The following is a 26,437-nucleotide window of genomic DNA, read 5'->3' as shown; positions in this document are numbered from 1 at the left end:
GACGGGTTGATTTGGACAAAGTAAATATTTATCTTTGTTTTAAAAAAAGCGATGCAGCATCTGACGATAATAGTCCCTGAGGGGGAGAACAATTTAAGCAGCATTGTAGGTGCTTATAAGATATTTACAAGAGCCAATGCATATTGGAAGGAATCCGGCAGGAATGAATTGTTTACCATTCAACTGGCAGGTATTTCCAAAGAAGTCGAATTCTATGACGGATTGTTTTCTGTAAAACCGCATGTTAATATTTCAGCCATCAGTAAGACAAATCTCATTATTATTCCTTCGTTAAATCATAATTACAGAAAAGCAGTACAGGAAAACCAGTTACTGATTGACTGGGTGGAGCAGCAGTATAAAAACGGTGCTGAAGTGGCAAGTATATGTACCGGTGCATTTTTACTGGCTTCTTCCGGTTTACTGGATGGAAAAAGTTGTTCGACACACTGGGCTGTTGCAGATAACTTCAGGAATATGTTTCCACAGGTGAATTTACAGACAGATAAATTGATTACAGATGAAAAAGGGATTTATACCAATGGTGGTGCCTATTCTTTCCTGAACCTGATTATTTATCTGATAGAAAAATACTATGACAGACAAACAGCTATTTTCTGTTCTAAAGTATTTCAGATTGAAATGGACCGGCAAAGCCAATCGGCATTTACCATATTTACAGGCCAGAAGTTACATGGAGATGAAATGGTTCGGCAGGCACAGGCCTATATTGAAAGTAAACTGGATGAAAAAATATCCGTTGAGCATTTATCTTCAAAGTTTTCTGTAGGCAGACGAAATTTTGACAGAAGATTTATCAAAGCAACCGGAAATACACCTGTTGAATATTTACAAAGAGTAAAAATAGAATCTGCTAAAAAAGCATTTGAAACCAGTCGGAAAACCATTAATGAAGTGATGTATGAAGTTGGTTATTCGGATGTGAAAGCTTTTCGTGAAGTATTCAGGAAAATTACCGGAATGTCACCGTTGGAATACCGGAGCAAATACAATAAAGAGGCAACGCTTTAACAGCATAATGCCTGATTTGCAAAAGATGACGCTGGTTATCATACGAGTTTGCGCTATGTCTGTCTCTTTGCCTTCACCATGGCCTGTGTCTCACAGCCCACTTTAGCTTCAGTCACCGATTCAGCGTATTGAGCGCTAAGTTCTGACGCTTAGGTGTAATAAAAGCTTTTTCGGAAAATTAAATGCTTCAACTTTGATTTTTATATATTCATTGGAATAATGGGAAACTTCGTTTTTGCAGCCATGAAAGTATCTGGCAATTCAGTGAATTCTGAAAAGAAAAAGACAAATTTGTCCCGGATTATTTCTGAAACAAAAAAGAAAATCCGGAAAGCTTACGAAAGATGTTATCGTGTAAATGGACGATAGATCAGTTATTTTTACAGTATGGAAGCAACCAGGCACATATTTCCCAATAACAAAGCCATGCGGATTGCGCTGGTATTATTTGCTTTTGCAATGTTGTACCTTATTTCATATTTACTGAATCCTTATTCAGCAATGTGGGTAGGTTATTTTGAGCATCCACCGCTCATGCTTATCGGGGAATGGGTGGTTACCCTGTTTTTCTGTGTCATCATTTCAGAGACAAGTATATTGATCAATACAAAGTTGAATAAAAGATTACCCTGGACCAAAAAACCGATTAATAGATTATTTACTGAAACCACCTTAAACATTGCTTCAGTACTCTTCATCATTTTGATACAGAATTACATTTTTATTCTGATGAATGCTTATCCTGAGGATGGTATGAGTTCAATGGAGGCGGAAATTGTAAACTGGCACTGGAGCGTGGTGAGTATTATTGTAGCCTTGATGCTGAGTACTATTCATACCGGAAACCACTTAATTCATAACTGGAAAAACTCTGCTATGGAAGCTGCTGAACATAAATTAAAGGCAGCTGAACATAAGCAGGCGGCCGTGGAGGCAGAACTTCAGGCCCTGAAACTACAGATTGACCCGCATTTTGTGTTCAATAACCTCAGTGTACTTTCTGAACTGATTCTGGAAGACCAGCAGCTTGGTTATAATTATGCAGAAAATTTTTCAAAGGTTTACCGGTATTTGTTAGTTAACTCCAAAAAGAACATGATTACGCTTGAGGAGGAAATAAAATTCCTGAATGCTTACATATTTCTTTTAAAACACAGAGCAGGCAGTGGAGTCGTTTTTAAAATAGATATTCAGGAGGGTTTTTATAATTTATACCTGCCACCCTTAACCCTTCAGTTGCTTATAGAGAATGCGCTGAAGCATAATAAAACCCTAAAGGATAATCCTTTGAAGATTACTATAGAAAGTAATAATAATCTGGAATTGGTTGTCTCCAATTCTTTTATCCCTTTGGAGAGAAAAGTACTTTCGTCAGGCACCGGCTTGAATAATATCATTCATCGGTACAAACTTTTGTGCGACAGAGTGCCTAAAATAACCAGTAATCCGTTGCTGTTTTCTGTTTCTATTCCATTAATCAGATTATGATAAAGAATATTTTAATTATCGAGGATGAAAAGCCTAATTCAGACAGGCTTAAAAGGCTTATCGCATTATTAAGACCTAATGCCCGGATATTGGCTGTGTTGGAGACTGTCTCGGAGAGTGTAAACTGGTTTTCAGGAAATGATAACCCTGACCTGGTAATGATGGATGTAAGGCTGGCAGACGGGATAAGTTTTGACATCTTTGAAAAAATAGAGCTGAAATGCCCTATCATTTTCACGACTGCCTATGACGAGTACGCTGTACGGGCCTTTAAATTTAACAGCGTTGATTATTTATTAAAACCGGTTGAACAGGAAGAATTGGCCGCTGCATTTGAAAAGCTGGAAAGTATTACCCAAACAGAACAGCACAAATCAATAGAAGGACTGATGAATTTTTTACAGCCTAAAGAGTTCAGAAGCCGCTTCCTGCTTCCTTACAGAGACGGATACAAAACAGTTCTGGTAAGTGAAATATCCTGTTTTTATTCAGAATTGAAAATTACAAGGGCAAAACTCGATAATGGAAAAGAGGAAATCATCCCTCAAACAATGGAAGAACTGGAAAGCCAGCTCAATCCCAAGTATTTTTTTCGTGCCAACAGGCAGTTTATTATTCATGTAGATGATATCCTTCAGGTACATAACTATTTTAACGGAAAACTTAAAGTTGAGTTAAAGAAAAACCCTGAGTTAGAGATTTTAATCAGCAGGGAGAAAGCTCCTGTATTCAAAGCATGGATGGATTATTGAATAAATTCACGAGATAGTTTAAAGGTATTTTATGGCAAAACTGAAACATTTTGCTATAAGAACCTGACAGAATATTCAGGCCCTGTTACAATGCATTTGACATATTGTTCAGGGCTTCGTTGTTTTCCTGTGAATCGCCTGTCCTGCTTCATTAAATATCATTTCTGATCACTCACTAACATCCGACTTTTCGGTTTACGAAATAATCATTTCAGTTCTTAATTAATACACTTCAGTCAGTTTACACCCCTCAGAGGGGAAATTAGCCTTTTTCTTTGCTGTTAATTATCAAATAATTCAACAGAAAATGACAAAGCAACTAACTACGTGCCTTAAAATAAGCTGTGCTATCCTGATGGTTGCGGCTACTACTGTGCTTACCTCATGTGGTTCAGAAAGTAATCAGCAGATTAATCAGGAAATGCCTCCTCAGGCAACGGATTTTATTGAATTAAACAGTGGAAGTACAGCAGTAAAAACTACTTATCCGGGTACCATTGAAGGGAGTATAAATGTGGACATCAAAGCTCAGGTAACAGGTTATCTGGAAGCAATTTATGTGAAGGAAGGCGATTACGTACAAAAAGGACAGTCACTTTTTAAAATCAAAAGTGAAGTGTTTAATGAGCAGGTTAACAATAGCAGCGCTGCCCTGAAGGCAGCTTTGGCAGCTCAGGCCAATGCCAAACTGGAATTAGAAAAAATAAAGCCGCTTGTGGAGGGTAAAGTTGTGTCGGAGATGCAATTGAAAACCGCTCAGTCCGGTTATGAAGCTTCAAGTGCGCAGGTGGCACAGGCAAAAGCATCTTTAAGTTCATCACAAATTAATGCAGGTTTTGCATTAATAAAAGCTCCTGTGAGCGGTTATATTGGCCGGATTCCGAACAGAATCGGCAATTTAGTGACCCCGGGTGATACAGCACCACTTACCAGTTTATCCGAAATTAATAACGTATTTGTTTATTTTTCAATGAGCGAGGCAGATTTTGTTGCTTTTAAAAAAGCTGATAAAGCTGACAAAACTGTTGCAGGAAAAGTAGAATTAGTAATGGCAGATGGTTCGGTATATGGGCATAAAGGAAATCTGGAAGCAGCAAGTGGCAATATTGACAGGGCCACAGGAAGTATGACCATGAAAGCCGTCTTTCCCAATCCTGATAAGTTACTGCGTTCCGGTGGGGCAGGACGTGTAGTGATTCATCAGACACTGAACGGCGTCTTGAGTCTGCCAATGGGAAGTGTAAAAGATATACAGGACAAGTTCTTTGTATTCAGGCTGGCTGACAGCAATAAGGTTGCCATGACTCCGATAGAAATCGCAGGTAGTTCCGGAAATCATTATCTGGTAAAATCCGGAGTGCAATCAGGTAATAAGATTGCGGTAAACCGCATAGATGTGCTGAACGACGGTATGCAGGTAGAACCTAAGATGATTTCATCAAACTCCCTCTCAAAATAATTTATAACTGGTACAATAAGACATTGTTATGTTGAAGAAAATAATAGACCGGCCTGTACTGGCAACGGTTATTTCTATCGTGATCGTTATCCTGGGAATTCTGGGCCTTAGCCGGCTTTCCGTTACCCGTTTTCCGGATATTTCACCACCAACCGTTACCGTATCCGGCTCTTATCCCGGAGGTAACAGCCAAACCGTTATCCGCTCTGTAGTGACACCTTTGGAAGAGCAGATTAATGGAGTGGAAAATATGCAGTATATAAAATCAACCGCAAGTAATGATGGATCATTCTCCATTTCCATCATTTTTAAACAGGGCGTCAATGCCGATCAGGCTGCGGTAAACGTACAGAACCGTGTGCAGCAGGCTACGGCAATATTACCACAGGAAGTAATTCGCATGGGATTATCTACTTCCAAGCAGCAAAACAGTATGATTATGATCTTCAACCTGTACACTGAAGATAATAAAAAATATGACGAGAAATTTTTGCAGAATTATGCCAATATAAACCTCATTCCACAGATTAAAAGGGTACCAGGGGTAGGTCAGGCGCAGGTATTTGGCAGTAAGGATTATTCAATGCGTATCTGGTTAAATCCCAGAAAGATGGCCAGCTACGGACTGGTACCAGCTGATGTAACGAATGCGATTGCTGACCAGAGCCTTGAAGCTGCGCCAGGGAAGCTGGGGGAGGAGTCGGACGCTGCGCTGGAATATGTCATCCGTTATAAAGGAAAGAAAAGTCTTCCGGAAGCATACGATGAAATTGTTGTCAAAAATAACGGGATTAATGTGGTTCGTCTCAAAGACGTGGCACGTGTAGAATTTGGCTCTATCTCTTACAGTGGTGATAATAAATCAAATGGCAGGAATGCTGCGACGATAGCTATTTTACAGACAACAGGTTCTAATGCCAATGAAATTGAAATAGGTATCAATAAGGAGATTCAACGGCTTTCGAAATCTTTTCCTCCCGGGGTAAAGTTTTCAAAACTTATGAGTACCAAGGAAAAACTGGATGAAGCTACAGGTCAGGTGAAATCAACCCTGATTGAAGCATTTATTCTGGTATTTATTGTGGTGTTCCTTTTCCTGCAGGATTTTCGCTCAACTGTTATTCCGGCGATAGCTGTTCCGGTCGCTATTGTGGGAACGTTTTTCTTTTTGCTCGTTTTTGGATTTACAATCAATATTCTCACATTGTTTGCCCTGGTACTTGCCATTGGTATAGTGGTAGATGATGCCATTGTGGTAGTGGAGGCGGTGCATAATAAAATGGAGCGGACAGACATGACGGGGAGAGAGGCTACTCATAGCGCTATGAGTGAAATTACCGGTGCGGTAATTTCCATTACTTTGGTGATGTCGGCAGTGTTTATTCCTATTGGTTTTATGACAGGTTCGGCTGGGATATTTTTCAAACAATTTGCCTACACGCTGGCTATTGCGATCATTATTTCAGCAGTAAATGCCCTCACGCTGACACCAGCTCTCTGTGCACTTTTGCTGAAAAATACCCACAATCATGACCATGAAAATAATCTTCAGAAAGCAGGTTTTGGAAAACGCTTTTTCATAGCCTTCAATGCCGGTTTCAATAATCTTACAGGAAGGTACATCAAAGGTATCCGTTTCTTTGCCGTAAGAAAATGGCTGGCAGCGGGCTTTGTAACGGCTGTCATTTCTATTGCTGCCTGGGCGATGTTAAGCACCTCTAAGAGTTTTGTGCCATTAGAGGATGACGGAATGTTCATCTTTTCGCTCTCAATGCCTCCCGGAACGGCATTAGGTCCTACAACAGAGGTGACTCAAAAAATAGATAAGCTGCTTTCTGAGGTGGAGGCTATAGAGGATAATACTGCAATTACGGGATTCAATATGTTGAGCAATAGCACCGGACCAGCTTATGCAGTAGGATTTGTGAAGTTTAAACCTAAAAATCAACGAGGGAAAGTTAAAGACATAGATGCATTGATGGGGATCGTTAATGAAAAGCTATCCGCAATTAAAGAAGGTTCTGTAATGGCTCTGAGAATGCCTCCGGTTGATGGATATGGTATTGCCAGCGGAGCAGAAATTGTACTCCAGGATCGTATGGGTCGTGCGCCAGAGGTGTTGAAAGTAAGAGCAGATGCGCTGATCGGTGAGTTATTTCAGGTACCGGGTGTGCAATTTGCCTATACTACTTTTCGGGCAGATTATCCTCAGCTTGAATTGGAGGTGGATGAAGACAAAGCCAAACAAATGGGCGTAAGCATTAGCGGGATGTTAGCTACCATTCAGACTTATTTTTCCGGAGATCAATCGCTCAACTTTTCAAGATTCGGGAAATTCTATCGGGTGAATATTAAAGCAGATGGCGTGTTCAGGATGGATGAACAGGCTTTCAATGAAATATTTGTCAAAAATGCTGAGGGACAAATGGTTCCTGTAAAATCCCTGGTATCTCTGCATAAAGTTTACGGCCCTGAATCGGTTAGTCGATACAACCTTTACAATGCAGTGACCATCAATGTGAATGCCTTGCCTGGTGTAAGTAACGGAGAATTAATGGAAAGAATGGAACCGGTGTTGAGTAAACTTCCTTCAGATTATAGCTATGAATGGACGGGTCTGAGTCTGGAAGAAAAATCAGCCGGTAATCAGACAGTGGCCATCCTGGCCTTATGTCTTTTGTTTGTCTATTTCCTTCTGGCTGCACAATATGAAAGTTATCTGTTGCCATTGGCTGTACTTTTATCCATTCCTACCGGAATATTAGGCGCCTATCTTGGTATAAAGTTTGTTGGCCTGGATAATAATATTTATGTGCAGGTTGGTCTGATAATGCTGGTTGGTTTGTTGGCAAAGAATGCCATTCTGATCGTAGAATTTGCGGTACAAAGGAGACGTTACGGCTTGTCAATCAGAGAGGCTGCTTTAGATGCTGCCAAAGTTAGGCTGCGCCCTATAATTATGACTTCACTGGCATTTATTGCAGGAATGATTCCGCTGATGATTGCTACCGGCGGTACAGCAACCGGTAACCGGTCTATCAGTACCAGTGCCGCAATGGGAATGTTAAGTGGTGTGGTGCTTGGTATTTTCGTCATCCCCTTGCTCTTTATCCTTTTCCAATACTTGCAGGAAAAAGTATCCGGCAGCAAGCAAGTAGTTATTCAACCTGTAAATGAACAATAATGAAGTCAATTAATAAAAATATGATACTGGGTTTTGCATTGACAATCGGTTTGTCTTCCTGCGTATTGAGCAGGAAGTATGCAAGACCAGAAATGAATCTGCCGGAAACGTACCGTAATCATATTGCCGTAACAGCTGACACCATACAACTTCCCTGGAAAGCTTTTTTCAGGGATCCGCAACTGATAAAACTGATTGAAAAGGCATTGGAGAAAAATAATGAAGTTGCGACTGCCCTAAAGAATATAGAACAGCTGGAACTGGCTTTCAAACAGGCGAAACTTGGTCTGTTGCCTGCCCTTGATTTGAATGCAGGGGCCAGCCGTGCCTGGCAGTCTAAAAATACACTGAATGGCTCATTGAGTGAGCAGTTTGTCGGTACAACTTATCTGGATGACTTTAATGCATCACTTCGTCTTTCCTGGGAAGCAGATATCTGGGGGAAAGTAAAAATGCATAAAGATGCCTCAAAAGCTAATTATTTTGCACAAAAAGAACATTTGTCGGCACTCAAAACCCGGATTATTTCTCAGGTTGCCCAAGCTTATTATAATCTGGTCGGTTTAGACGAACAATTGAAGATCGCCCGGCAGAATATTTTGCTGAGCGACAGTACTTTGCAAATGATGCGGCTGCAATATCAGGCTGGTCAGATCAATTCTCTTGCATTGAATCAGGCAGAAGCGCAGAGAAAGACTGCAGAATTATTAGTGCCGCTTGCCTTGCAGAATATTGAGGTTCAGGAAAATGCATTAAGTATTTTATGTGGCAGTTATCCTGACAGCATAACCCGTTCCGGCAGTCTGTCAGGTGTTATGCCGGAACAAATACTGGCTTACGGTGTTCCGGCACAGCTGCTTAGCCGCAGGCCTGATGTAAAAGCCGCAGAATATGCCGTAGTATCAGCCAATGCTAAGACAGGACTGGCTCAGGCTGATATGTATCCAGGTTTCAGTCTGAGTCCGCAAGTAGGGGTAAATTCCCTGAAATTCAGTAATTGGTTTGACTTACCCGGCTCAGTAACAAAGACACTGGCAATAAATTTAACACAACCGGTATTTCAGAAAAAAGCCTTGAAAACAGCCTATGAAACGGCTGTTCTGGAACAGGAAAAGACAGTAATACAATTCAGACAATCTGTAATGACGGCTGTTAACGAGGTTTCTGATGCCATGGCTAAATATAAAGGAGCTTCGGAAAGACTGAATCTGGTGCAGGAAAAAACCGGTTTACTGCAAAAAGCAACCGGCGATGCCATAAAATTGTATAGCAGCGGTATGGCTACCTATCTGGAAGTAATTACTGCCCAGAATAACAGGCTGCAGAACGACCTGGAAGCAATAAATATCAGAATGGATCATCTGAATGCCATTACTGATCTTTACAGAGCTTTGGGTGGAGGTGTTGAATAGCTAAACTGTAATAAAGTTGAAAGGGGAGAGGTTTCGGAAGGGATTTTCTCCCTTATTTTAACAAATCCGGACAAGTAAAGTTCAGATTGATAATTCAGGAATGATTAAATGACGTTAATCAATATGAGCAGGCAATTGGGTAGGGGCTAATCCGTATTTCTTTTTAAAAGCATAGGAAAAATGAGAGAGATCTTCAAAACCTACTTCAAGATATACTTCGGCTGGCTTTTTCTTTTTTCCGGCTAAATGATAGTATGCCAGTTCAAGTCTTTTTTCTGTCAGCCATTTTTGAGGAGTTGTACGGAAAAGTTTTTTGAAATCCCTGTTAAAAGTTGATAAACTGCGGCCGGTTAAGTAGCCCAGTTTTTCCATGGGCATATTGAACATAAAATTACGTTCCATAAAACTGATTAAATCAATTTTGCCTGGTTCATCAAAATTTGCCAGTACATTGTCAATACTTTTATCTATTACTCTCAGAATACTGATGGCTTCCGTAATTTTTAAAGAGGCGATTTCTTCCGGAAAATCTCCTTCCAGGTCGAAATACGGAATTAAAGAAGTCAGACAGCTTTCCAGTAAGGGGTGATTACTGAAACTATATATTTTTTGCTCAGGTGTGATCTTGTTACTGATCTCAATTTTCTCATAAAACTTTTTTAACCGTTCTGCTGATAAATGCATGACCACAGTTTTATGAGGCAATCCGTTTTTAGGATAATTGATAATGGTGGCAAGTTGATTTCTCGGAATCAGAAAAATATCTCCTGTTTTAAAAAGAAAAGTGACATCAGCCTGTACAATTTTGGTTTCACCGGAAATGAACCAGATCAGCATATGATCGTCAAACATCAGGTCTGATTTAAATAATTTATCATCATAGCTGGAAAGTTTAATATCCTGAGTCAAATACTTTGATACATGTTCCATCCTGTCGAGGGTCTGCTGCGAATTTTATTTGCCTAAATTAAGCAATAAAACAAAAATATGCTTTGTTTTATTGCTTAATCAATTTGTATGATGAGGTTACAGGAGATAAGCAAATAGCTGATTATTTAGCTTAATTTACCGGAAATGCAATGCTGGTCATTTCCTCGCTTAAATTCCAGAGCCGTCTGGCATTTGCTTCATCCAACGAATAAGGCTGTACTCCTCGGATTGTTGAAGGATCATCATATCTGTGTTCTATATTTCCCAGATCCAGCTCTGCGATATCTGCATCCTCACAATACACTCCGCCGATATTATTGAGTAAAGGACTTGTTGCACACCAGATTGTAGTGGCAGCCCCTTGCGGAATAGTTTTCAGGCGTGCAGCAACCTCTGGTTTAAGGTTTCCTTCCTCATCATGCGTTCCCATTTGTTTGAATAATTCTATAGGTTCTTCTCTTGCCAGATCCGTTCCGTTTACGTTTCCAGGATGTAATGAATATGCTCTGACTCCAAAAGACTTTCCGCGACTGTCTAGTTCTACTGCAAATAAATTACCGGCTGTTTTTGATTGCCCATATCCTTGCAAAGTGTGGTATTCGCGATTTTCAAAATTCGGATCTTCAAAGTTAAAAGGAGCCATCTGATGCCCGAAAGAAGATACATTTACCACCCTTGCTCCATTGGCTTTTTTCAGGGCAGGCCATAGTCTTGCTGTAAGCTGAAATTGCCCGAGATGATTGGTCACTAATTGTGATTCGAAACCACGGAAGTCCCTGCGTAAAGGTACCCACATTATTCCGGCATTGTTGATCAGCAAATGAAGCGGTCTGCCGGAAGTCAGAAATTTTTCTGCAAACGCATCTATAGAATCCGGATTCATCAGATCCATTGTTTCCAGTTCTGCATTGTCGATACCTTTCAGGTTTTTTTGTGCCTTATCTGTATCTCTGGCAGGAACAATTACCGTAGCTCCTGCGTAGGCAAGAACTTTGGTAGTTTCCAAACCGATTCCGGTATGACCGCCAGTCACAATTACGACTTTTCCCTTAAGGTCAATGCCTTGTATTACATCATTTGCAGTTGAGGTTGCGTTAAATCCTGAACCGACGGGTTGTTGTAATGCTCCCTGATAATTATTCTGTCCCATTTTTTTAAGTTTAATTGATAGGACAAAATTAGGAGTATAGTGGTCAGGCTATTTTGTTTAAAACGTCAACTTACTTTGTTTAAAATGTCAGGCTTCTGACCGATTAAAGACCAGTCATTTTTTCCAGCTGTTCAGGATATCGGGGAGCATCCACTTTTATACTTCCGATCTGAAGAAGGTCGTCGGAGCTTAACTCTATGGCAGCTGCTCCAAGGTTTTCTTCCAGACGGTGCAGTTTGGTTGTACCGGGAATCGGAACGATCCATGGCTTCTGAGCAAGCAGCCAGGCCAGGGCAACCTGAGCAGGTGTTGCGTTCTTTTGCTTAGCAATATTCTCAAGCAGACTCACCAGGTCCTGGTTCGCTTTCCGGGCCTCAGGTGTAAACCGGGGTAATGAATTCCGGAAGTCAGTACTTTCAAAGGAAGTATTTTCGTCAATTTTACCGGTAAGAAAACCCTTTCCCAGAGGGCTGTAAGGCACAAAACCGATACCCAGCTCTTCCAATACTGGAATTACTTCCTCTTCAGGTTTTCTCCACCAGAGAGAATATTCACTTTGCAGAGCAGTTACCGGTTGAACTGCATGAGCCCTGCGAATAGTTTGAGCACCGGCTTCAGAAAGCCCGAAGTGTTTAACTTTCCCTTCAGTAATCAGGTCTTTTACAGCTCCTGCTACTTCTTCTATAGGAACATTTGGGTCAACACGGTGTTGATAGAACAGATCGATAACTTCGATTTTAAGGCGTTTTAATGAAGCTTCAGCAACTTTTCTGATATTTTCAGGTCGGCTGTCAACTCCTTTCATTGCCCCATTTTCTATCCTGAACCCAAATTTGGTGGCAATGGCTACCTGATTGCGGAAAGGAGACAAAGCTTCCCCGAGTAATTCTTCGTTGGCAAACGGCCCATATACTTCGGCGGTATCGAAAAAGGTTATTCCCCGTTCTACTGAGGCACGAAGCAATGAGATCATATCATGTTTATCGGGAGGTGTGCCGTATGAAAAGCTCATTCCCATGCAGCCAAGGCCAATGGCCGACACTTCAAGATTACTATTTCCTAATTTCCTGTTTTTCATTTGACATTGCTTTTATAATCAATAATTATATTCAGATAATTTCGGCAGAATTCCTGCGTTTTTACCATTACAAAGTTCTAGTCTGTTGCCTGATCTTTTGTTATATATATTACGGTATTACTTACCAATATTACTGATGCATAAATGTCAGATTTGAAAATGGAGAAAAGGCTGCACAGGCCTTAGACAAACGAAGATTTTAAACTAAATAATGCTCAGGCATTCTTCCTTCGAATATAATTTTGGCGTTGCTTATTACTTCAAGTGTTGTGTCACTGATAATTTTTAAGCGCATAAAACCGCCACGTTCAGATGCCTGATAGGCAAGCATTTCCTTTTTGCCTAAAATATTGCCCCAGTATTTTGCTAAAACAGCATGTGAAGCACCTGTTACGGCATCTTCATTAACTCCCAACCAGGGACAAAAAGACCTGGAATAGAAATCATAATCTGAATCCTGTGATTTTGCAGTTATAACCACCTGTTTTACAACCCCGGATGTCTGAACCGCCCGGGTAAAGTCGGGTTTGATATTAATTAATGTTGTTTTATCAGCCACTTCTATAATAAGCATATCCAGTTCTTCGGCAAATTTTGTCTTAAGGGCATTTTCAATGCCGAAGGCTTCATAAAGTGCCTTGTCCGGTATAAAATCAGAAGTTTCGTACAATGGAAATGCCATCTTAATATTTTCACCTTGACTGCTTGCAGGTATTGTCAGTTGGTAGTTTGCCGAAAAATTAACTGAGGTTTTGTTCAAATGATGTAAAATGACTTTTGCAGAAGCCAGTGTGGCATGTCCGCAAAAGTCTAATTCTACCGCAGGTGTGAAATAACGAATCGTATATGCTATATCGTTGTTCTCTGATGGCCATAAAAACGCAGTTGCCGGCAGGTTAAGTTCTTTTGCTATCATTTGCATTGTTGCAGAATCTAATTCAGTATCCGGCAGACAAACTCCTGCGGGATTGCCTTTGAATGCTTCATCTGTAAAAGCATCAACAATAAATACTTTCATACTGAAATCAGTTATTTAAAATGCACTTAATGTTAAAATGACGGCCGGAGTTTTGGGTTTACTGACCGGGTGAAATTGAAATCCCGGAGTTCAGTTTTGCACAATAGACAGACCACTTCTATTTACCTCCAAAAATATATCCAATACTGACATTAACCAAAAATTGCGTTCCTGAAATTCCGATGTTGGAAACTTTTAAAACTTCATCGTTATTGCTGAATTTATTATGATAGCTAAAAGTGTCATTTGTCAGACTGCTTGCTACATTTGGCCACCAACGCAAACTGGAACTTGTAGTAATACCTTGCAGCCAATTATCTTGTTTTTTAAAAGGCATATAACGATAATATGCTCCCAGGCCAACAGTATAGGTTTTATAGGATTTTATAAGATTGGCAGGATTTTGAGTTTCCCCATCGTAATATACTTCCCAGCTATGTATTTTGGGTTCTATGCGTACATCAAAAAATGATGTAAAACGATAGCCAATTCCAAAACCTGTTGAGTAAGGTAAATGGTACGCCAGTTTTTGCGTTTTTGCTTCACCTGTAATTGTTCCGCCAGACATTTCCAGAGAAAAGCCATGTGAATAATCAAAACTCTAAAGTAGGTAATTTCTATATTCCCTCCTTTTAATACCATTGGCTGAATCAGACCCGCTAAAATGCTGATTCTGTTGGAATAAAGGAATGGTTTTTTGTCTTGTGCAAAGGAAGCGTTACACAACATTATTGCAGATGCAATAAAGAATAAGGATTTTTTGATTTTTTGCATTGTACCAATTTTTAAAAGTTATTAATGGTACAAAGGTCTCCTTGCGGCCTCCCATTCTACTGAACAAAAGTTAAAAAACGGATTTGATAGTGTTTTTTCTTAACCTGCTTAAATGCTGAGGAGTAATACCAAGGTAGGTAGCCAGATATTGAAGCGGGACAGTCTGAATGAGAATCGGATTATACTTCATTAGAAAGTGATATCTTTCTTCGGCGGTATTATTGAGAAAAAGTGCAATTCTTTTCTCCATAGTAATGGTCAGGTTTTCAGCTGCTTTTCGACCGAACTCCTGTGTTGCCGGGATTTTTTCATACAACATTTCTAAATCTTGCTTGTCAATAACCAGTAATTCCGCAGGTGACAAGGCCTGTATATTTTCAGTAGAAGGATTATTGGTTGTTAAACTTGGGAACGAAGTAATAAAGTCGTTAGGCAATGCGAAATGACAGGTAGTTTCTTCACCTTTTTCATTAGGATAATAATTTCTTAAAATTCCTGAATTTATGAAAGCTACCTGATTACAGCGATTGCCAACTTTTAAAAAATAACCCTCTTTCCCAAGACTTAATGGCTTAAATAATGCAAGCATAAAATCAATGTCTTCTTCCGGAATAGAAATAGTTGTTTTAATAATTTGTTTAAGCGATTGCTTCATGTTTTTGAAATATGGGTTTTAAGCTTGCTCATTAAGCAAATTTAAAATACGAAATTCAGGTTTATACCACAATCAATCTGATTTGTTACTTGTTTACAAAGATTTTCCAAAGGGAAAAAACTTATTTAGTGGTCTTGCTTCCCATTTTATTTCCCAGTCTTTCGTATTCAATATCATTTGGCTCCCATAATTCCACTTTATTTCCTTCTATGTCAATAATGTGGACAAATTTTCCGTATTCAGCTGTTTCAATTTTGTCTGCAATTGTTACACTGTCTTTTTTTAGTTCTTCTACAAGCGATTCAAGGTTAACAACCCTGTAATTGATTATGAAATCCTTCGTTGAAGGTTCAAAATATTTTGTTGATTCTTTAAAAGGACTCCACTGTGTATATCCTTTTTGGGTCGAATCAATAGCTTGTCTCCATTCAAAAACGGCTCCGTATTGGTTAGTATTTAAACCGAGATGTATTTTGTACCACTCTCTCATTTTCTTTGGATCCTTGCATTTAAAAAAGATACCGCCAATTCCGGTCACTTTTCTGACGTTTTCCTTGTCTGCAGATTTTGATGAAACAAGATCGTTGAAAGCGAAACCAAGTCCGAAGGTCGTCATAAGTGTCAATGTGGTAATTAATGTTTTTTTCATGGTCTTCAGATTTATAATATTACATAATATTGTCTTGTATTCTTTTACTAAGTTTTATATTACTTTACCATTTGCACTCCGTCTGGGTTTCTGCATTCCAGAATATTCCTGTCCTGAAATTACTTAAAACAAATTCAAGTATTTTCGCCGCTGATTCTTCTGCTGAAAGACGTCCGTTTACATTACTTTTTGCGATGGTGGTTCTTACCCAACCCGGATGTATCGCTGCCACAGACAGCTGTCCGGCCAATCGGTTTGCCAATATTTTTGTGTACATATTTATGGCCGTTTTTGACATCCTGTATGCAGCAGAATCTGCCAGCTCACATAAGTCTATGGAACCCATTTTGGAAGAAATATTGATTATTTTTCCGTTTTTGCTGATGTGTTTAAGCATCAATTCCGTAAAAAATGTTGTTCCGGTTACATTTACCTCAAAAGTTTGTTTAAATGTTTCTTCATCCGGATATTCAGAATCTAAATCAGGGCCAATCCCGGCATTATTGATTAAAATGTCTATCGAAATACCTTTATTCTGAAACGCTTTCTCAAACTCCTTTATACGGTCAGGGTTGGATAAATCTAAGGCCAGGACATCAAACTCCGGATTTGTAATTTCAGCAATTTTACCTGTTCTGCAGGTTCCGATAACACTGAAGCCATTGTTTAAAAACATTTTTGCCAGTGCAAAGCCGATTCCTTTACTTGTTCCTGTAATTAAAACCCGTTTGTTCATAGTTAACAGATTGAATCCGAGTTGTATTTTTGAAGGATAATGAATATTTGCAGCCTCGTTCAGATTTATCGTTGTATCAACAATAAAAAACAGATAAAGTGCTGAAAGTAAGTTAATAAAATACCAAGGTATTTCAGCGTAATAAAACTTTTATTTATCCGACTTATTCAAGCTTCGACATATATTGAGCAGGATAATTCACTATTTGAATGTAATTTGTGTGCGTATGGACAATGTAGATACTAAACGACTTCCCAGACTGACTGCAATTCTCATCCAATTGCAGACTAAACGGCTTTTGACGGCAACGGAACTGGCAAACAGATTTTCGGTAAGTGTCAGGACAATTTACAGGGATATCAGAGCCTTGGAACAGGCAGGTGTGCCAATTATGACGGAAGAAGGTAAAGGGTATTCTCTTATGGAACATTACCGGATTCCACCCATAATGTTTACAGAAAGCCAGGCTAATGCCTTGATTCTGGCAGAACAATTAGTTTTAAATAACAAAGACGCTTCGTTTGTAAAAGATTATTCAGAAGCTATAGACAAAATTAAGGCGGTACTTGGGCAGAATGCAAAAGACCATGCTAATCTGCTGGCAGAAAGAACCCGATTTAACCAAAATACCAACCGGGAAAGAAGCAGTAATAATTTATCTGATTTACAGTTTGCATTAACCAATTTTTACCTGACCAGAATTGATTATACCAATGAAGCGAATAATACCACAACCAGATTGGTGGAACCATTTGCCTTGCTGAGCACGCAGGAAAACTGGTTGCTGGTAGCCTGGTGCCGTTTGCGAAAAGAATTTCGGTATTTCCGGCTTGACAGGATTAAAAAAATGGAGCTTCTTTCAGAAAAATTTACCCCACACAAAATGACTCTGCAGGAATATTTTGATAAATTTTATTAGTTTCTGAAATACCCCTGACATAGGGCTGTCATTTAGCCAATTTAGATTTGCATCATAAACTTAAAAAAACAATTTTATGATCAATCAATTAGCCAATTTAAACTGGGTAAGTGTTTTACTGGCATTCGCTGCTTATTTTATCCTTGGAGCTTTATGGTTCACTTTATTCTTCAGTAAGCCTTACAAAATTTCCTTAGGCCGTGAAAACGAAACTTTACCCAACAAGCCTATTTTCATTATCGGGCCTGCTCTTTGCAGTCTTGTGATTACCATTGCGAGCGCCATTTTGTTTTACACACTGAATATTTCATCTTTTAATGCAGCATTAGAGTTTTCTTTACTGATTGGTTTTGGCTTTTTGGTTGCTAATACGGTTAATATTGCTATCAATCCAAATATTCCACGTCCCATTCTTTACGGAATTATTAGTGGCTCATATCATTTAGCGGGGATTTTGATGATAAGCGTTATTTTATTAATTATGAAATAACAGACTTAATTATGGAAACGTTTTGCCCGGAAAGCCTGCATGAGTGGAGACAATGGTTAGAGAAGAATCATAAAGCTGAACAATCCGTTTGGCTTGTTTTATACAAAAAAGAATCAGACAAACCAATTATTGCCTGGAGTGAAGCAGTTGATGAAGCCCTTTGCTTCGGCTGGGTGGATAGCAAAAGAAAGCCGGTTGACGAAGAGAAATTCATTCAGTTTTTCAGCAAAAGAAAACCTCATGGAACCTGGTCGAAAGTAAATAAAGAGAAAGTCAGAAAACTCATTGAACAGGGCCTGATGACTAAGGCAGGATTTGACTGCATTGAAAAGGCTAAACAAAATGGTTCATGGACGATTCTGGATGACGTGGAGGAATTAAAAATACCGGGAGACCTGGAACAGGAACTTAATGCCAGACCAGAGGCAATGGACTACTTTCTATGTTTAAGCAAGTCTGCAAAAAAGGTTATTTTACAATGGCTTGTACTTGCTAAACGACAGGAAACAAGGCAAATGCGGATTGCAGAAATAGCAGAATCAGCTGTCCGAAAGTTAAAACCCAAACCGTTCAGATAAGATGTTTTGAAAATAAAGGATTGATTACCAGTGGGTATTTTATCTTTTTGTAAACGCTAAGCGTTTCCGAAAGTCCTGTAGTTTGTATATAGATTACTGCAATGCTTACCATTATCACTGATATCATCCGCAGGATTTTATTGCTTGAAAGGAACATTTAAATTTGTATCGGAAAACTAAAGGTATTATGGAAGAAATAGTAAAACTGGAGAGTCTGGCACAATACAATGCTTTGCGTGGAGTGGAAACATTGCATCCGCTGGTAACGGTTCTGGATTTATCCAAAGTAAAACCAATGCCTGCACAAACGTTTAATTTCGGGATGTACGCCGTGTTTCTGAAAGAATTCAAATGTGGTGAGTTAAGGTATGGACGTAGTTTTTACGATTATCAGGAAGGAACCCTGGTATTTGTAGCACCGGGCCAGGTAGTGGGTGTGATGCCCAAAGTAACAACATTTGAGCCAAAAGGATGGGCATTACTTTTTCATCCTGAGTTGATAAAGGGGACTTCTTTAGGAAAGCATATACAGGATTATTCGTTCTTCTCTTATGATGTGAATGAAGCTCTGCACCTTTCAGATAAAGAAAGGCAGATTGTATTGGATTGCTTCGGGAAAATTGAGTTTGAATTGCAGCAAACAATAGACAAACACAGCAAAACGCTGATTGCGTCAAATATTGAACTGTTTCTGAATTACTGTACACGTTTTTACGATCGCCAGTTTATTACAAGAGATAATGTACATAAAGGGGTTATCGAAAAATTCGAAACCTTGCTGAATGATTATTTTAAATCTGACAGACCTCAGACCGAAGGTTTACCATCAGTAGCATGGAGTGCAGATAAACTGAATTTATCAGCGAATTATTTTGGCGATTTAATTAAGAAGGAAACCGGAAGGGCCGCTCAGGAATACATACATGCGAAAGTGATTGATTTGGCTAAAGAACGGATTCTTAATGTCGATAAATCTATGAGTGAGATAGCATATGAACTGGGATTTAAGTATCCGCAGCATTTTACCCGTTTATTTAAACAGCGTGTTGGCTGCACTCCGGTTGAGTACAGGACGATTAATTAGCATTGAGTATTATGATTAAAAACGAAAAGGCACTGATTTTCAGTGCCTTTTCGTTTTGTAGGCCAGGATTTGAACTTTGTTGTTTCCCAATATTTAAATACCTGTTTAGAAAGCCCGTTTTTCCTGCAAAATATGTAATTGAGAGAATTTTGGTTGTAAAAGCTATAAATAGAAGCCCGGCATCTGTAACGAAAGATTAACTCATCATTGAATTTGAAAATGGTTTTTATATATTTGAAGAGATAATAATCTCTAAATATTTAATCCATTCATTCAATATACTACATGAATCCTACCGTTGATTTTTATTTTAACAAAGCCGAAAAGTGGCAGGAAGAAATCAGGCAGTTGAGAACGATCGTTCTTGATTGTCACCTTACCGAAGAATTGAAGTGGGGTTGTCCCTGTTACACCTTTGAGAAAAAAAACATCGTTTTGATACATGTGTTTAAAGAATACTGTGCATTGCTGTTTTTTAAAGGGGCCCTGATGAAAGATCCCGATGGAATTCTGATTCAGCAAACAGAGCAGGTGCAGGCCGCAAGACAAATCCGGTTCACCAGCCTGAAAGAAACAGAGGAACTGGCGCCTATTCTGAAAACTTATATTTTCGCCGCTATTGAAGTAGAAGAATCCGGACAGAAAGTGGAATTGAAAAAGACAACAGAATATGCTGTTCCTGAAGAGTTTCAGTCTGAACTAACTGAGAATCCTGCTTTAAAAACAGCATTTGAATCCCTCACGCCGGGGCGGCAACGGGCCTATCTGCTACACTTTTCGGCACCAAAACAATCTAAAACCCGGGAGTCAAGGGTTGCAAAATGTATACCTCAGATACTTGAAGGAAAGGGATTGAATGATGAGCAAATGCGTTGATCCATAACCTGATAAAATTTATGAATTAACGTTAAGGCTTTATTCCTTTGGTCTGAATTGCAGGCAATATCATAGATTGAAATAAAATATTCATAAAATTCTGAAATACATCAGTGGAACAAACAAATAATGACACAGCTGACAGGGAGCTACGCATCACCAGATTGTTAAATGCTCCGGTTGATTTAGTTTGGGAAGTATGGACTCAACCTGAAGACATTGCTCAATGGTGGGGACCGAACGGTTTTACAAATACTATTCATACTATGGAACTAAGGGCCGGAGGTGAATGGCGCCTTAGCATGCATGGGCCGGATGGGAAAAACTATCCGAACAGAAGTGAATTTCTGGAAATAGCGCCTTTTCAAAAAATCGTATTCCAGCATTACAATCCCGGTTATCTTGCCACTATTTCCTTTGAATCTCAGGAAGAACAAACACTGCTCAATTGGACAATGTTGTTCGATACCCCCGAAATGTTTCATACCGTAGTCAAAGTGTTTAAAGCAGATGAAGGCTTACAGCAGAATGTTGAGAAACTGGAGCAATATCTGAAACAAAAAATTTAACAACATGAAAACTGTCAGACAGCAACTATCCTCCTCGCTGAATCAGGAATTACTCGGCATATTAAAAGCACGGTTTGAAAAAAATATGAATCGTCATAAAGATATGACCTGGGCCACGATACAGGCAAAACTGGAAGTTGATGAGGAAAAACTATGGTCACTTAATGAAATGGAAATGACTGGCGGGGAACCGGATGTGGTAGCTTATGATGAAAATACAGAGGAATATTTGTTTTATGATTGTTCTGCCGAAAGTCCTAAAGGTCGCAGGAGTATTTGCTACGACCATGAGGCATTGGAAGCCAGAAAGGAATACAAACCGGCTGATAGTGCCATTAATATGGCAGCTGATATGGGAATTGAACTACTAACCGAAGCCCAATATCGTGAATTGCAACTGCTCGGTAAATTCGATACTAAAACCTCAAGCTGGGTACAAACTCCTGCTGAGATCCGTAAACTCGGTGGCTCACTTTTTTGCGATCGCCGCTATGATACTGTTTTCACCTATCACAACGGCGCAGAATCCTACTATGCAGCCAGAGGCTTCAGAGGCTCTTTAAGAGTCTGACTGGTTAGTGGCCACAGGAGCTTTTTTCTGTCTGCCCCAGGCAATGAATAAGGCTATAACAGCAAAGAAAATGTTTACGCCAATCAGAGAGGCCTCAGCTCTTGCAATATGGAAAATACTTGCTGTTATCATAAGCACAACCGTGCCGTAAGCTGCATAAATTGTAAGTCTGGGTTGAATACGAAGGAGTGTTGGCAAAATCAGTCCGATACCTGTCAATAAATCAAGGATACCTGTAAATTTTACTAATCCGGCATGGTCTGCTGTCCATGGCCACATTTTCGCTAATTCATCAGTAGGTTGAAATAATTTCATGGTTGCAGCCCAGATGAATCCGGCTGCTAAAATCACCTGGGCTATCCAAATGATAATGTTCATGGTTTTTGATGTTTTTTGTTCAATAATCATTTTCTGTTTTTTTTAGTCGGGATAAAGTTAGGTACCTTTACTATTCAAATGATAGTACTTCCATATTGGATAGCACTATCTGGTCAGGAAGTAACGTGAAATCATAAGAGAGATGTTGTCAAAAGGAGGCTGCCCTAAAACCATGCTTTCCATCAGAGATGCGTTGGAAGCTGTAGAAGGACGATGGAAACTGCTTATTTTATATGCATTGTCTGAGAATCCGAAGAGATTTAAGCAATTAGCCAGAGAAGTCAGCGGAATTACGGATAAAACATTGTCAAAAGAACTGAAGAGTCTGGAATTGAATAAGCTGATTCGAAGAGATGTTTATAATACTTTTCCGCCGACAGTGGAATATTCTATTACGCCGCATGGTTTATCATTAGAGAAAGTGCTGGATGAACTTCATTATTGGGGTTTAACGCATCGCAGGGAAGTTATCGGAAAATAATTTACTGAATATCTGATTTTTGACAATCTTAAATCCAATGCCGGATTTTTCCTGTTTTTCAAGAGGTTCTTTTAAATCAGCAGGACTTTAAACAAACGGGTTTTATACCAAATTTCTTCTTAAACGCAGCAGTAAAATAATGCGGATATTTATAACCGACCCTGTCAGCAACTTCGCTGACATACAGCTTTTCCTCGAGTAACAATCTTTTGGCTTCATTTAATCGCAGATCACTGATATAGCCGAAAAGAGTGGTCTGAAACAATTGTTTGAATCCGCTTTTGAGCTTAGTCTGATTAATCCCGGCTTTTCGGGCTATTGCAGTAACAGAGAGGTTGTCTGCAAAGTGCTGATCCAGATATTCTCTGACATAAACCAGTCGTTCAAGATCTGTCGCTTTCAGCCTGTCATTTCCGGAAGCTCGGTTATCCAGCCAGGATATCTGCGTCAGAAAGAGCTCTGTGATTTTTGATTCAATAAAAAGATTATTTAAGTTTCCCGAATAAGGGGTATGCTGCATTTCAGCCATAATCCTGAACATTTCCGGAGTGGTATAGGCTATAAAATCTGAAGAAAATGTATTATCGTGTTTCCCTTGATCAAAAAGCATTAAAAAGTTACTTTCTTCGTTGAGAAACTTCCTGTAAAAACTTTTACTCAATGTAAGTTCAAAAAATCTGCGTTTTGATCCATAAGTTGGATTCAACGTAAGTTCATAAGGTTGTGATGATTCTTTATAGATGACAAACTGCTTTTCCTGCAATCCCTTGTTTTTCCCTGTATCATTCCCGTAGATCTGAAAATGAGAAACAATACTTTCTTCCTTTGGATAAAAGGTTATAGTGTGCTCTGCCTTATTTTGATATTCTCCCCACCGTATTCCGGCCCCGGAAATGAATGTTTCCTGTAAATCCATCACAAATCCGGAAGTATTGTTTTCAGTTTCCTTCTTTTCAGGAAAAGAGCCGGGTGCTATAGAATATTTATTTCCTTTCGCCATCTTATTGTGTTAGTGAAACGTCTTTATCTGTTAATGTCCGGGTAGTTCTGCCTTTAACTTTGCTACGACAAAATAACAGATTTTAGATGAACATAATCCAGAATACGGCTCCGATAAATGTAGTAATAATTACAGGCAGCCTCAGAAGAGATTCGCTTACCTTAAAAATGGCAAAAGCTTTAATAGATTTAGCTCCGCCTTCATTAAAGATGGAAATTGTAAACATCGGCAACCTTCAGATGTATAATGAAGACCTTGAAATACCTTTTCCACCGGAAGAATGGGTTATATTCAGGGAAAGAATAAAAAAGGCCGGAGCTGTTCTTTTTATAACCCCGGAGTATAACAGGTCACTTCCTGCCGTATTAAAGAATGCGGTTGACGTTGGTTCAGCTCCTCATGGTCAGAATGTGTACAAAAATAAGCCTGCGGCAATAGTCAGCCTTTCGCCCGGAGCAATGGGGGCATTTGGCGCAAATCATCATTTACGTCAGTCGCTTGTTTTTTTAGACATGCCAACAATGCAGCAGCCGGAAGCTTACATAGGATACAGCGGGCAGTTGTTTGATGATAACGGAGCATTTATTCAGAAAAGCACAAAAGCGTATTTACTTAAGTTTATTCTGGCTTTTGACCGATGGATTGAGATACAAAAGGTTAAGAGTTGACTATGAATAAGTTAATTTTTCTGTTTTGTATGATTTTAGAGAAACTTTCGAAAAACTTAAACTATGTTTTTTCACCACTAAGTTACATAAGGTCAAAAAACACTAAAATTCAGTGCTTTTTGACCTTATGTTGGGTTATTTTTCTTCAATATTATCTGGACAATAATATCTGTTATTTAAAATGATATTTTCATAGAATAACATTTTAAATAAACCGCTCCGTTTTTATGCAGAGCAGTTCGTTGTTTAATAAATCATCAGCGTTTTTCTTTAAGTGACCAGCCTGTTTTTAACCCGATGATGAAAATCACAAGCAACAGTTCCCCAATCGCCAGTAAAATATCTCCCGGTACCCGAAGCCAGCGTAAAACATGCATGAGATCGGTCTGCATAAATTCTGCGGAACGGGCATACCAGTAACCTTCTTTAATGGATGCCACAGATTGCATAATTCCGATCGGAAGAAGGCTTATCGTAACCATCACAAGTAGTCCGGCATTTGTAAGCCAGAATGCCCAGCCAATCAGTTTGTCATTCCATTGTCTGTCAGGATACAGTCCTCTCAGCACAAACAGCATCAGCCCGATTCCTAAAATTCCGTATACCCCGAACAAAGCAGCATGACCATGAACCGCAGTTGTATTCAAGCCCTGAATATAGTATAATGCGATAGGCGGATTGATAGCAAATCCAAAAATTCCGGCTCCCAGGAAGTTCCAGAAGCACATGGCAATGAAACAATAGATCGGCCATTTGTAGGCCTGAATCCATTTTGTGGATTTACTGAGCTGGTAATTCTGGTATGCTTCAAATCCGATAAGCACCAAAGGAACGATTTCCAGTGCGCTGAAGGTAGCTCCTAATGCAAGTACTGAAGTTGGTGTTGCACTGAAATACAAATGGTGGAAAGTACCCAAAATACCCCCTGAGAGGAAAATAATGGTTGAAAATAAGACAGCGTTGGTGGCTGCCTTTAATCTCAGCAATCCCAGTCTTGTAAAAAGAAATGCAGCAACAACTGTGGCAAAAACCTCAAAGAAACCTTCAACCCAAAGATGCACTACCCACCATCTCCAGTATTCGGCAATAGCCATATGCGTTTGTCTGCCATACATTAATCCGGCACTGTAAAACATTGCTATGGCCACTGCTGATAGTGTGAATAACAGAAGTAAATGTCTGTCTCCGTCCTTTCTTTTCAGGGCAGGTAACAGCGCTCTTACCATCAGAATAAGCCAAAGAATAAGACCAATGAGGAGTAATACCTGCCAGATCCGGCCGAGTTCCACGTACTCATAGCCTGAATGTCCCCAGAGAAAATTGTCAACATACCCTAATTTTTGCATTACACCCAGCCATTGTCCTGTCAGAGAACCTAAAACAACTACCAGCAAGGCACCAAACAAAATGTTTACTCCAAGTACCTGATATTTGGGTTCATGACCTGAAACCGCAGGAGCAATGTACAGACCTGTTGCCAGCCATGACGTAGCAATCCAGAAAATAGCCAGCTGAACATGCCAGCTACGGGAAATTGACTGAGGAAGAATCTCGTCGAGAGGAATTCCGTAAAAAGCACTTCCTTCTACTCCGTAGTGAGCGGTAATAACTCCCGCCAGCATCTGAATCAGGATCAGCAGCGCCACCACCCAGATATATTTCAGGGTTGCTTTCATAGAAGGTGTCGGTTTCATATTTCGAAGCGGATCTTCAGAGGGAAGCACCTCGCTGATCTCCTCATCTTTATTTCTAGCATGGTAGAAAACCAGCAGTCCGACGCATGCCAGCAACATTAAAATACTGAAACCTGACCATAAATGTAGTGAAGGAGGGGGAATATTTCCGATCGACTCATCATGCGGCCAGTTGTTGGTATAGGTAACATCGTCACCGGGCCGTTCAGTTATGCAGACCCATGCAGTCCAGGCAAAGAAAGCATTCATTTTAGCCATTCTGTCAACATCTTTTACCGTATTTTTAGGGATGGCGTAATGATTCCTGAGCTGATTCATCTCAGGGGCATTCATGAAGATTTTTGCATAATAATCTGCAAGCTGCTGCCATACTTTTGCCCTTTCAGGAGAAATAACGATGGTATTTGTATGCTTATCCAAGGTGTTTCTGCGCAGTTCTTTTTTGAGCAGAAACTTATATTTGGCCTGTTCTTCATCGGGAAGATTTTTAAAAACCTTTCCATCTTTTCTGGTGAGTTCCTCCAATAAAAGCAGGGATTCCCGGTGAAGAAAATCTGCACTCCAGTCGGGGGCAATGTAAGCACCATGTCCCCAGATACTTCCTACAGTCTGCCCGCCGATCGACTGCCAGACATTTTGTCCGTCTTTAATGTCCTGTCCTTTTGCCACTATTATTCCCTCTGTGGTAAGAACCTTGTCCGGGATAGGAGGAATTTTTCTGTAAATATCAACTCCATAGAAAATGAGTACGGCAAAAGAAGTAATGATTACTCCTGCAAGCCATTGCCAAAGTTTTTTCGGTGTCATACCTT

At 39.6% G+C, this 26,437-nt stretch carries 26 protein-coding genes; 15 read left to right on the top strand and 11 right to left on the bottom strand.

Annotated features, from left to right (window positions below):
* The first annotated feature begins 51 nt into the window (after nucleotides 1-51).
* From BM179_RS10575 to BM179_RS10550, 6 genes are all read left to right on the top strand, one after another.
* Nucleotides 52-1,032 carry a GlxA family transcriptional regulator gene (locus BM179_RS10575; protein ID WP_092016515.1) on the top strand — a complete coding sequence of 327 codons (981 nt, stop codon included), beginning with the start codon at nucleotides 52-54 and terminating at the stop codon, nucleotides 1,030-1,032.
* Between the two features lie 387 nt (nucleotides 1,033-1,419).
* Nucleotides 1,420-2,520: a sensor histidine kinase gene (locus BM179_RS10570; RefSeq protein ID WP_092016513.1), complete on the top strand. Its 1,101-nt coding sequence runs from the start codon at nucleotides 1,420-1,422 to the stop codon at nucleotides 2,518-2,520.
* Nucleotides 2,517-3,272 carry a LytR/AlgR family response regulator transcription factor gene (locus BM179_RS10565; protein WP_092016510.1) on the top strand — a complete coding sequence of 252 codons (756 nt, stop codon included), beginning with the start codon at nucleotides 2,517-2,519 and terminating at the stop codon, nucleotides 3,270-3,272. Before BM179_RS10570 ends, BM179_RS10565 begins: the two co-directional genes overlap by 4 nt.
* A gap of 307 nt (nucleotides 3,273-3,579) precedes the next feature.
* Nucleotides 3,580-4,731, top strand: coding sequence for an efflux RND transporter periplasmic adaptor subunit (locus tag BM179_RS10560; protein WP_092016507.1), 1,152 nt, complete (start codon nucleotides 3,580-3,582; stop codon nucleotides 4,729-4,731).
* Nucleotides 4,732-4,759: 28 nt separating this feature from the next.
* On the top strand, nucleotides 4,760-7,915 hold the full coding sequence (locus BM179_RS10555; protein WP_092016504.1) for an efflux RND transporter permease subunit: 3,156 nt from the start codon (nucleotides 4,760-4,762) through the stop codon (nucleotides 7,913-7,915).
* On the top strand, nucleotides 7,915-9,327 hold the full coding sequence (locus BM179_RS10550) for a TolC family protein (protein ID WP_092016501.1): 1,413 nt from the start codon (nucleotides 7,915-7,917) through the stop codon (nucleotides 9,325-9,327). The genes BM179_RS10555 and BM179_RS10550 overlap by 1 nt, the downstream gene beginning before the upstream one ends.
* Nucleotides 9,328-9,441: 114 nt before the next feature.
* On the opposite strand, the gene BM179_RS10545 is transcribed toward BM179_RS10550, so the two are convergent.
* From BM179_RS10545 to BM179_RS10510, 8 genes are all read right to left on the bottom strand, one after another.
* Nucleotides 9,442-10,257 carry a helix-turn-helix domain-containing protein gene (locus BM179_RS10545; protein WP_092016499.1) on the bottom strand — a complete coding sequence of 272 codons (816 nt, stop codon included), beginning with the start codon at nucleotides 10,255-10,257 and terminating at the stop codon, nucleotides 9,442-9,444.
* Between the two features lie 130 nt (nucleotides 10,258-10,387).
* Entirely contained in the window at nucleotides 10,388-11,407 is a 1,020-nt protein-coding gene (locus BM179_RS10540) for an SDR family NAD(P)-dependent oxidoreductase (RefSeq protein ID WP_092016496.1), read from the bottom strand.
* 103 nt (nucleotides 11,408-11,510) lie between these two features.
* Nucleotides 11,511-12,485 (bottom strand): aldo/keto reductase, encoded by a 975-nt coding sequence (locus BM179_RS10535; protein ID WP_092016493.1) that lies wholly within the window; start codon nucleotides 12,483-12,485, stop codon nucleotides 11,511-11,513.
* 199 nt (nucleotides 12,486-12,684) lie between these two features.
* On the bottom strand, nucleotides 12,685-13,503 hold the full coding sequence (locus BM179_RS10530) for a PhzF family protein (protein ID WP_092016491.1): 819 nt from the start codon (nucleotides 13,501-13,503) through the stop codon (nucleotides 12,685-12,687).
* 118 nt (nucleotides 13,504-13,621) lie between these two features.
* On the bottom strand, nucleotides 13,622-14,071 hold the full coding sequence (locus BM179_RS10525; protein ID WP_092016488.1) for a hypothetical protein: 450 nt from the start codon (nucleotides 14,069-14,071) through the stop codon (nucleotides 13,622-13,624).
* Nucleotides 14,072-14,347: 276 nt separating this feature from the next.
* Complete coding sequence (locus tag BM179_RS10520; RefSeq protein ID WP_092016486.1) at nucleotides 14,348-14,932, bottom strand: Crp/Fnr family transcriptional regulator; 585 nt, start codon at nucleotides 14,930-14,932, stop codon at nucleotides 14,348-14,350.
* A gap of 121 nt (nucleotides 14,933-15,053) precedes the next feature.
* Entirely contained in the window at nucleotides 15,054-15,581 is a 528-nt protein-coding gene (locus BM179_RS10515) for a VOC family protein (protein WP_092016483.1), read from the bottom strand.
* Between the two features lie 64 nt (nucleotides 15,582-15,645).
* Nucleotides 15,646-16,317, bottom strand: coding sequence for an SDR family NAD(P)-dependent oxidoreductase (locus BM179_RS10510; RefSeq protein WP_092016480.1), 672 nt, complete (start codon nucleotides 16,315-16,317; stop codon nucleotides 15,646-15,648).
* A 226-nt stretch (nucleotides 16,318-16,543) separates the two neighbouring features.
* Between BM179_RS10510 and BM179_RS10505 the strand changes: the two genes are divergently transcribed.
* The 7 genes from BM179_RS10505 (at nucleotide 16,544) to BM179_RS10475 (ending at nucleotide 21,404) form a co-directional block, all read left to right on the top strand.
* Entirely contained in the window at nucleotides 16,544-17,236 is a 693-nt protein-coding gene (locus BM179_RS10505) for a helix-turn-helix transcriptional regulator (protein ID WP_092016477.1), read from the top strand.
* Between the two features lie 76 nt (nucleotides 17,237-17,312).
* Entirely contained in the window at nucleotides 17,313-17,726 is a 414-nt protein-coding gene (locus BM179_RS10500) for a DUF1761 domain-containing protein (protein ID WP_092016474.1), read from the top strand.
* An 11-nt stretch (nucleotides 17,727-17,737) separates the two neighbouring features.
* Nucleotides 17,738-18,304, top strand: coding sequence for a YdeI/OmpD-associated family protein (locus BM179_RS10495; RefSeq protein WP_092016471.1), 567 nt, complete (start codon nucleotides 17,738-17,740; stop codon nucleotides 18,302-18,304).
* Between the two features lie 187 nt (nucleotides 18,305-18,491).
* Nucleotides 18,492-19,388, top strand: a complete 897-nt coding sequence (locus BM179_RS10490; protein WP_092016468.1) for a helix-turn-helix domain-containing protein — start codon at nucleotides 18,492-18,494, stop codon at nucleotides 19,386-19,388.
* 285 nt (nucleotides 19,389-19,673) lie between these two features.
* Nucleotides 19,674-20,264: a YdeI/OmpD-associated family protein gene (locus BM179_RS10485; RefSeq protein ID WP_092016465.1), complete on the top strand. Its 591-nt coding sequence runs from the start codon at nucleotides 19,674-19,676 to the stop codon at nucleotides 20,262-20,264.
* 113 nt (nucleotides 20,265-20,377) lie between these two features.
* Complete coding sequence (locus BM179_RS10480; protein ID WP_092016462.1) at nucleotides 20,378-20,833, top strand: SRPBCC family protein; 456 nt, start codon at nucleotides 20,378-20,380, stop codon at nucleotides 20,831-20,833.
* A gap of 4 nt (nucleotides 20,834-20,837) precedes the next feature.
* The gene (locus BM179_RS10475; protein WP_092016460.1) at nucleotides 20,838-21,404 is read left to right on the top strand and encodes a DUF4256 domain-containing protein; all 567 of its coding nucleotides are present in this window, start codon (nucleotides 20,838-20,840) and stop codon (nucleotides 21,402-21,404) included.
* On the opposite strand, the gene BM179_RS10470 is transcribed toward BM179_RS10475, so the two are convergent.
* Nucleotides 21,393-21,782, bottom strand: a complete 390-nt coding sequence (locus BM179_RS10470; protein WP_229632936.1) for a DoxX family protein — start codon at nucleotides 21,780-21,782, stop codon at nucleotides 21,393-21,395. The genes BM179_RS10475 and BM179_RS10470 overlap by 12 nt on opposite strands.
* A 142-nt stretch (nucleotides 21,783-21,924) precedes the next feature.
* Here BM179_RS10470 and BM179_RS10465 point away from each other — a divergent pair, with 142 nt between their 5' ends.
* Complete coding sequence (locus BM179_RS10465; RefSeq protein ID WP_092016455.1) at nucleotides 21,925-22,263, top strand: winged helix-turn-helix transcriptional regulator; 339 nt, start codon at nucleotides 21,925-21,927, stop codon at nucleotides 22,261-22,263.
* Between the two features lie 76 nt (nucleotides 22,264-22,339).
* Here BM179_RS10465 and BM179_RS10460 read toward each other — a convergent pair whose 3' ends face one another.
* Nucleotides 22,340-23,263 carry a helix-turn-helix transcriptional regulator gene (locus BM179_RS10460; protein ID WP_092016452.1) on the bottom strand — a complete coding sequence of 308 codons (924 nt, stop codon included), beginning with the start codon at nucleotides 23,261-23,263 and terminating at the stop codon, nucleotides 22,340-22,342.
* Nucleotides 23,264-23,349: 86 nt separating this feature from the next.
* Here BM179_RS10460 and BM179_RS10455 point away from each other — a divergent pair, with 86 nt between their 5' ends.
* Complete coding sequence (locus BM179_RS10455) at nucleotides 23,350-23,931, top strand: NADPH-dependent FMN reductase (RefSeq protein ID WP_092016449.1); 582 nt, start codon at nucleotides 23,350-23,352, stop codon at nucleotides 23,929-23,931.
* Nucleotides 23,932-24,188: 257 nt separating this feature from the next.
* Here the strand turns inward: BM179_RS10455 and BM179_RS10450 are convergent, their stop codons facing one another.
* Nucleotides 24,189-26,432, bottom strand: a complete 2,244-nt coding sequence (locus BM179_RS10450; protein WP_092016446.1) for a nitric-oxide reductase large subunit — start codon at nucleotides 26,430-26,432, stop codon at nucleotides 24,189-24,191.
* Nucleotides 26,433-26,437: the final 5 nt, after the last annotated feature.

The organism is Pseudarcicella hirudinis, from assembly GCF_900115665.1.
Taxonomy (GTDB): domain Bacteria; phylum Bacteroidota; class Bacteroidia; order Cytophagales; family Spirosomataceae; genus Pseudarcicella; species Pseudarcicella hirudinis.
The sequence above is the reverse complement of the archived record's forward strand: the minus strand, read 5'-3'. Positions and strand labels throughout refer to the sequence as shown.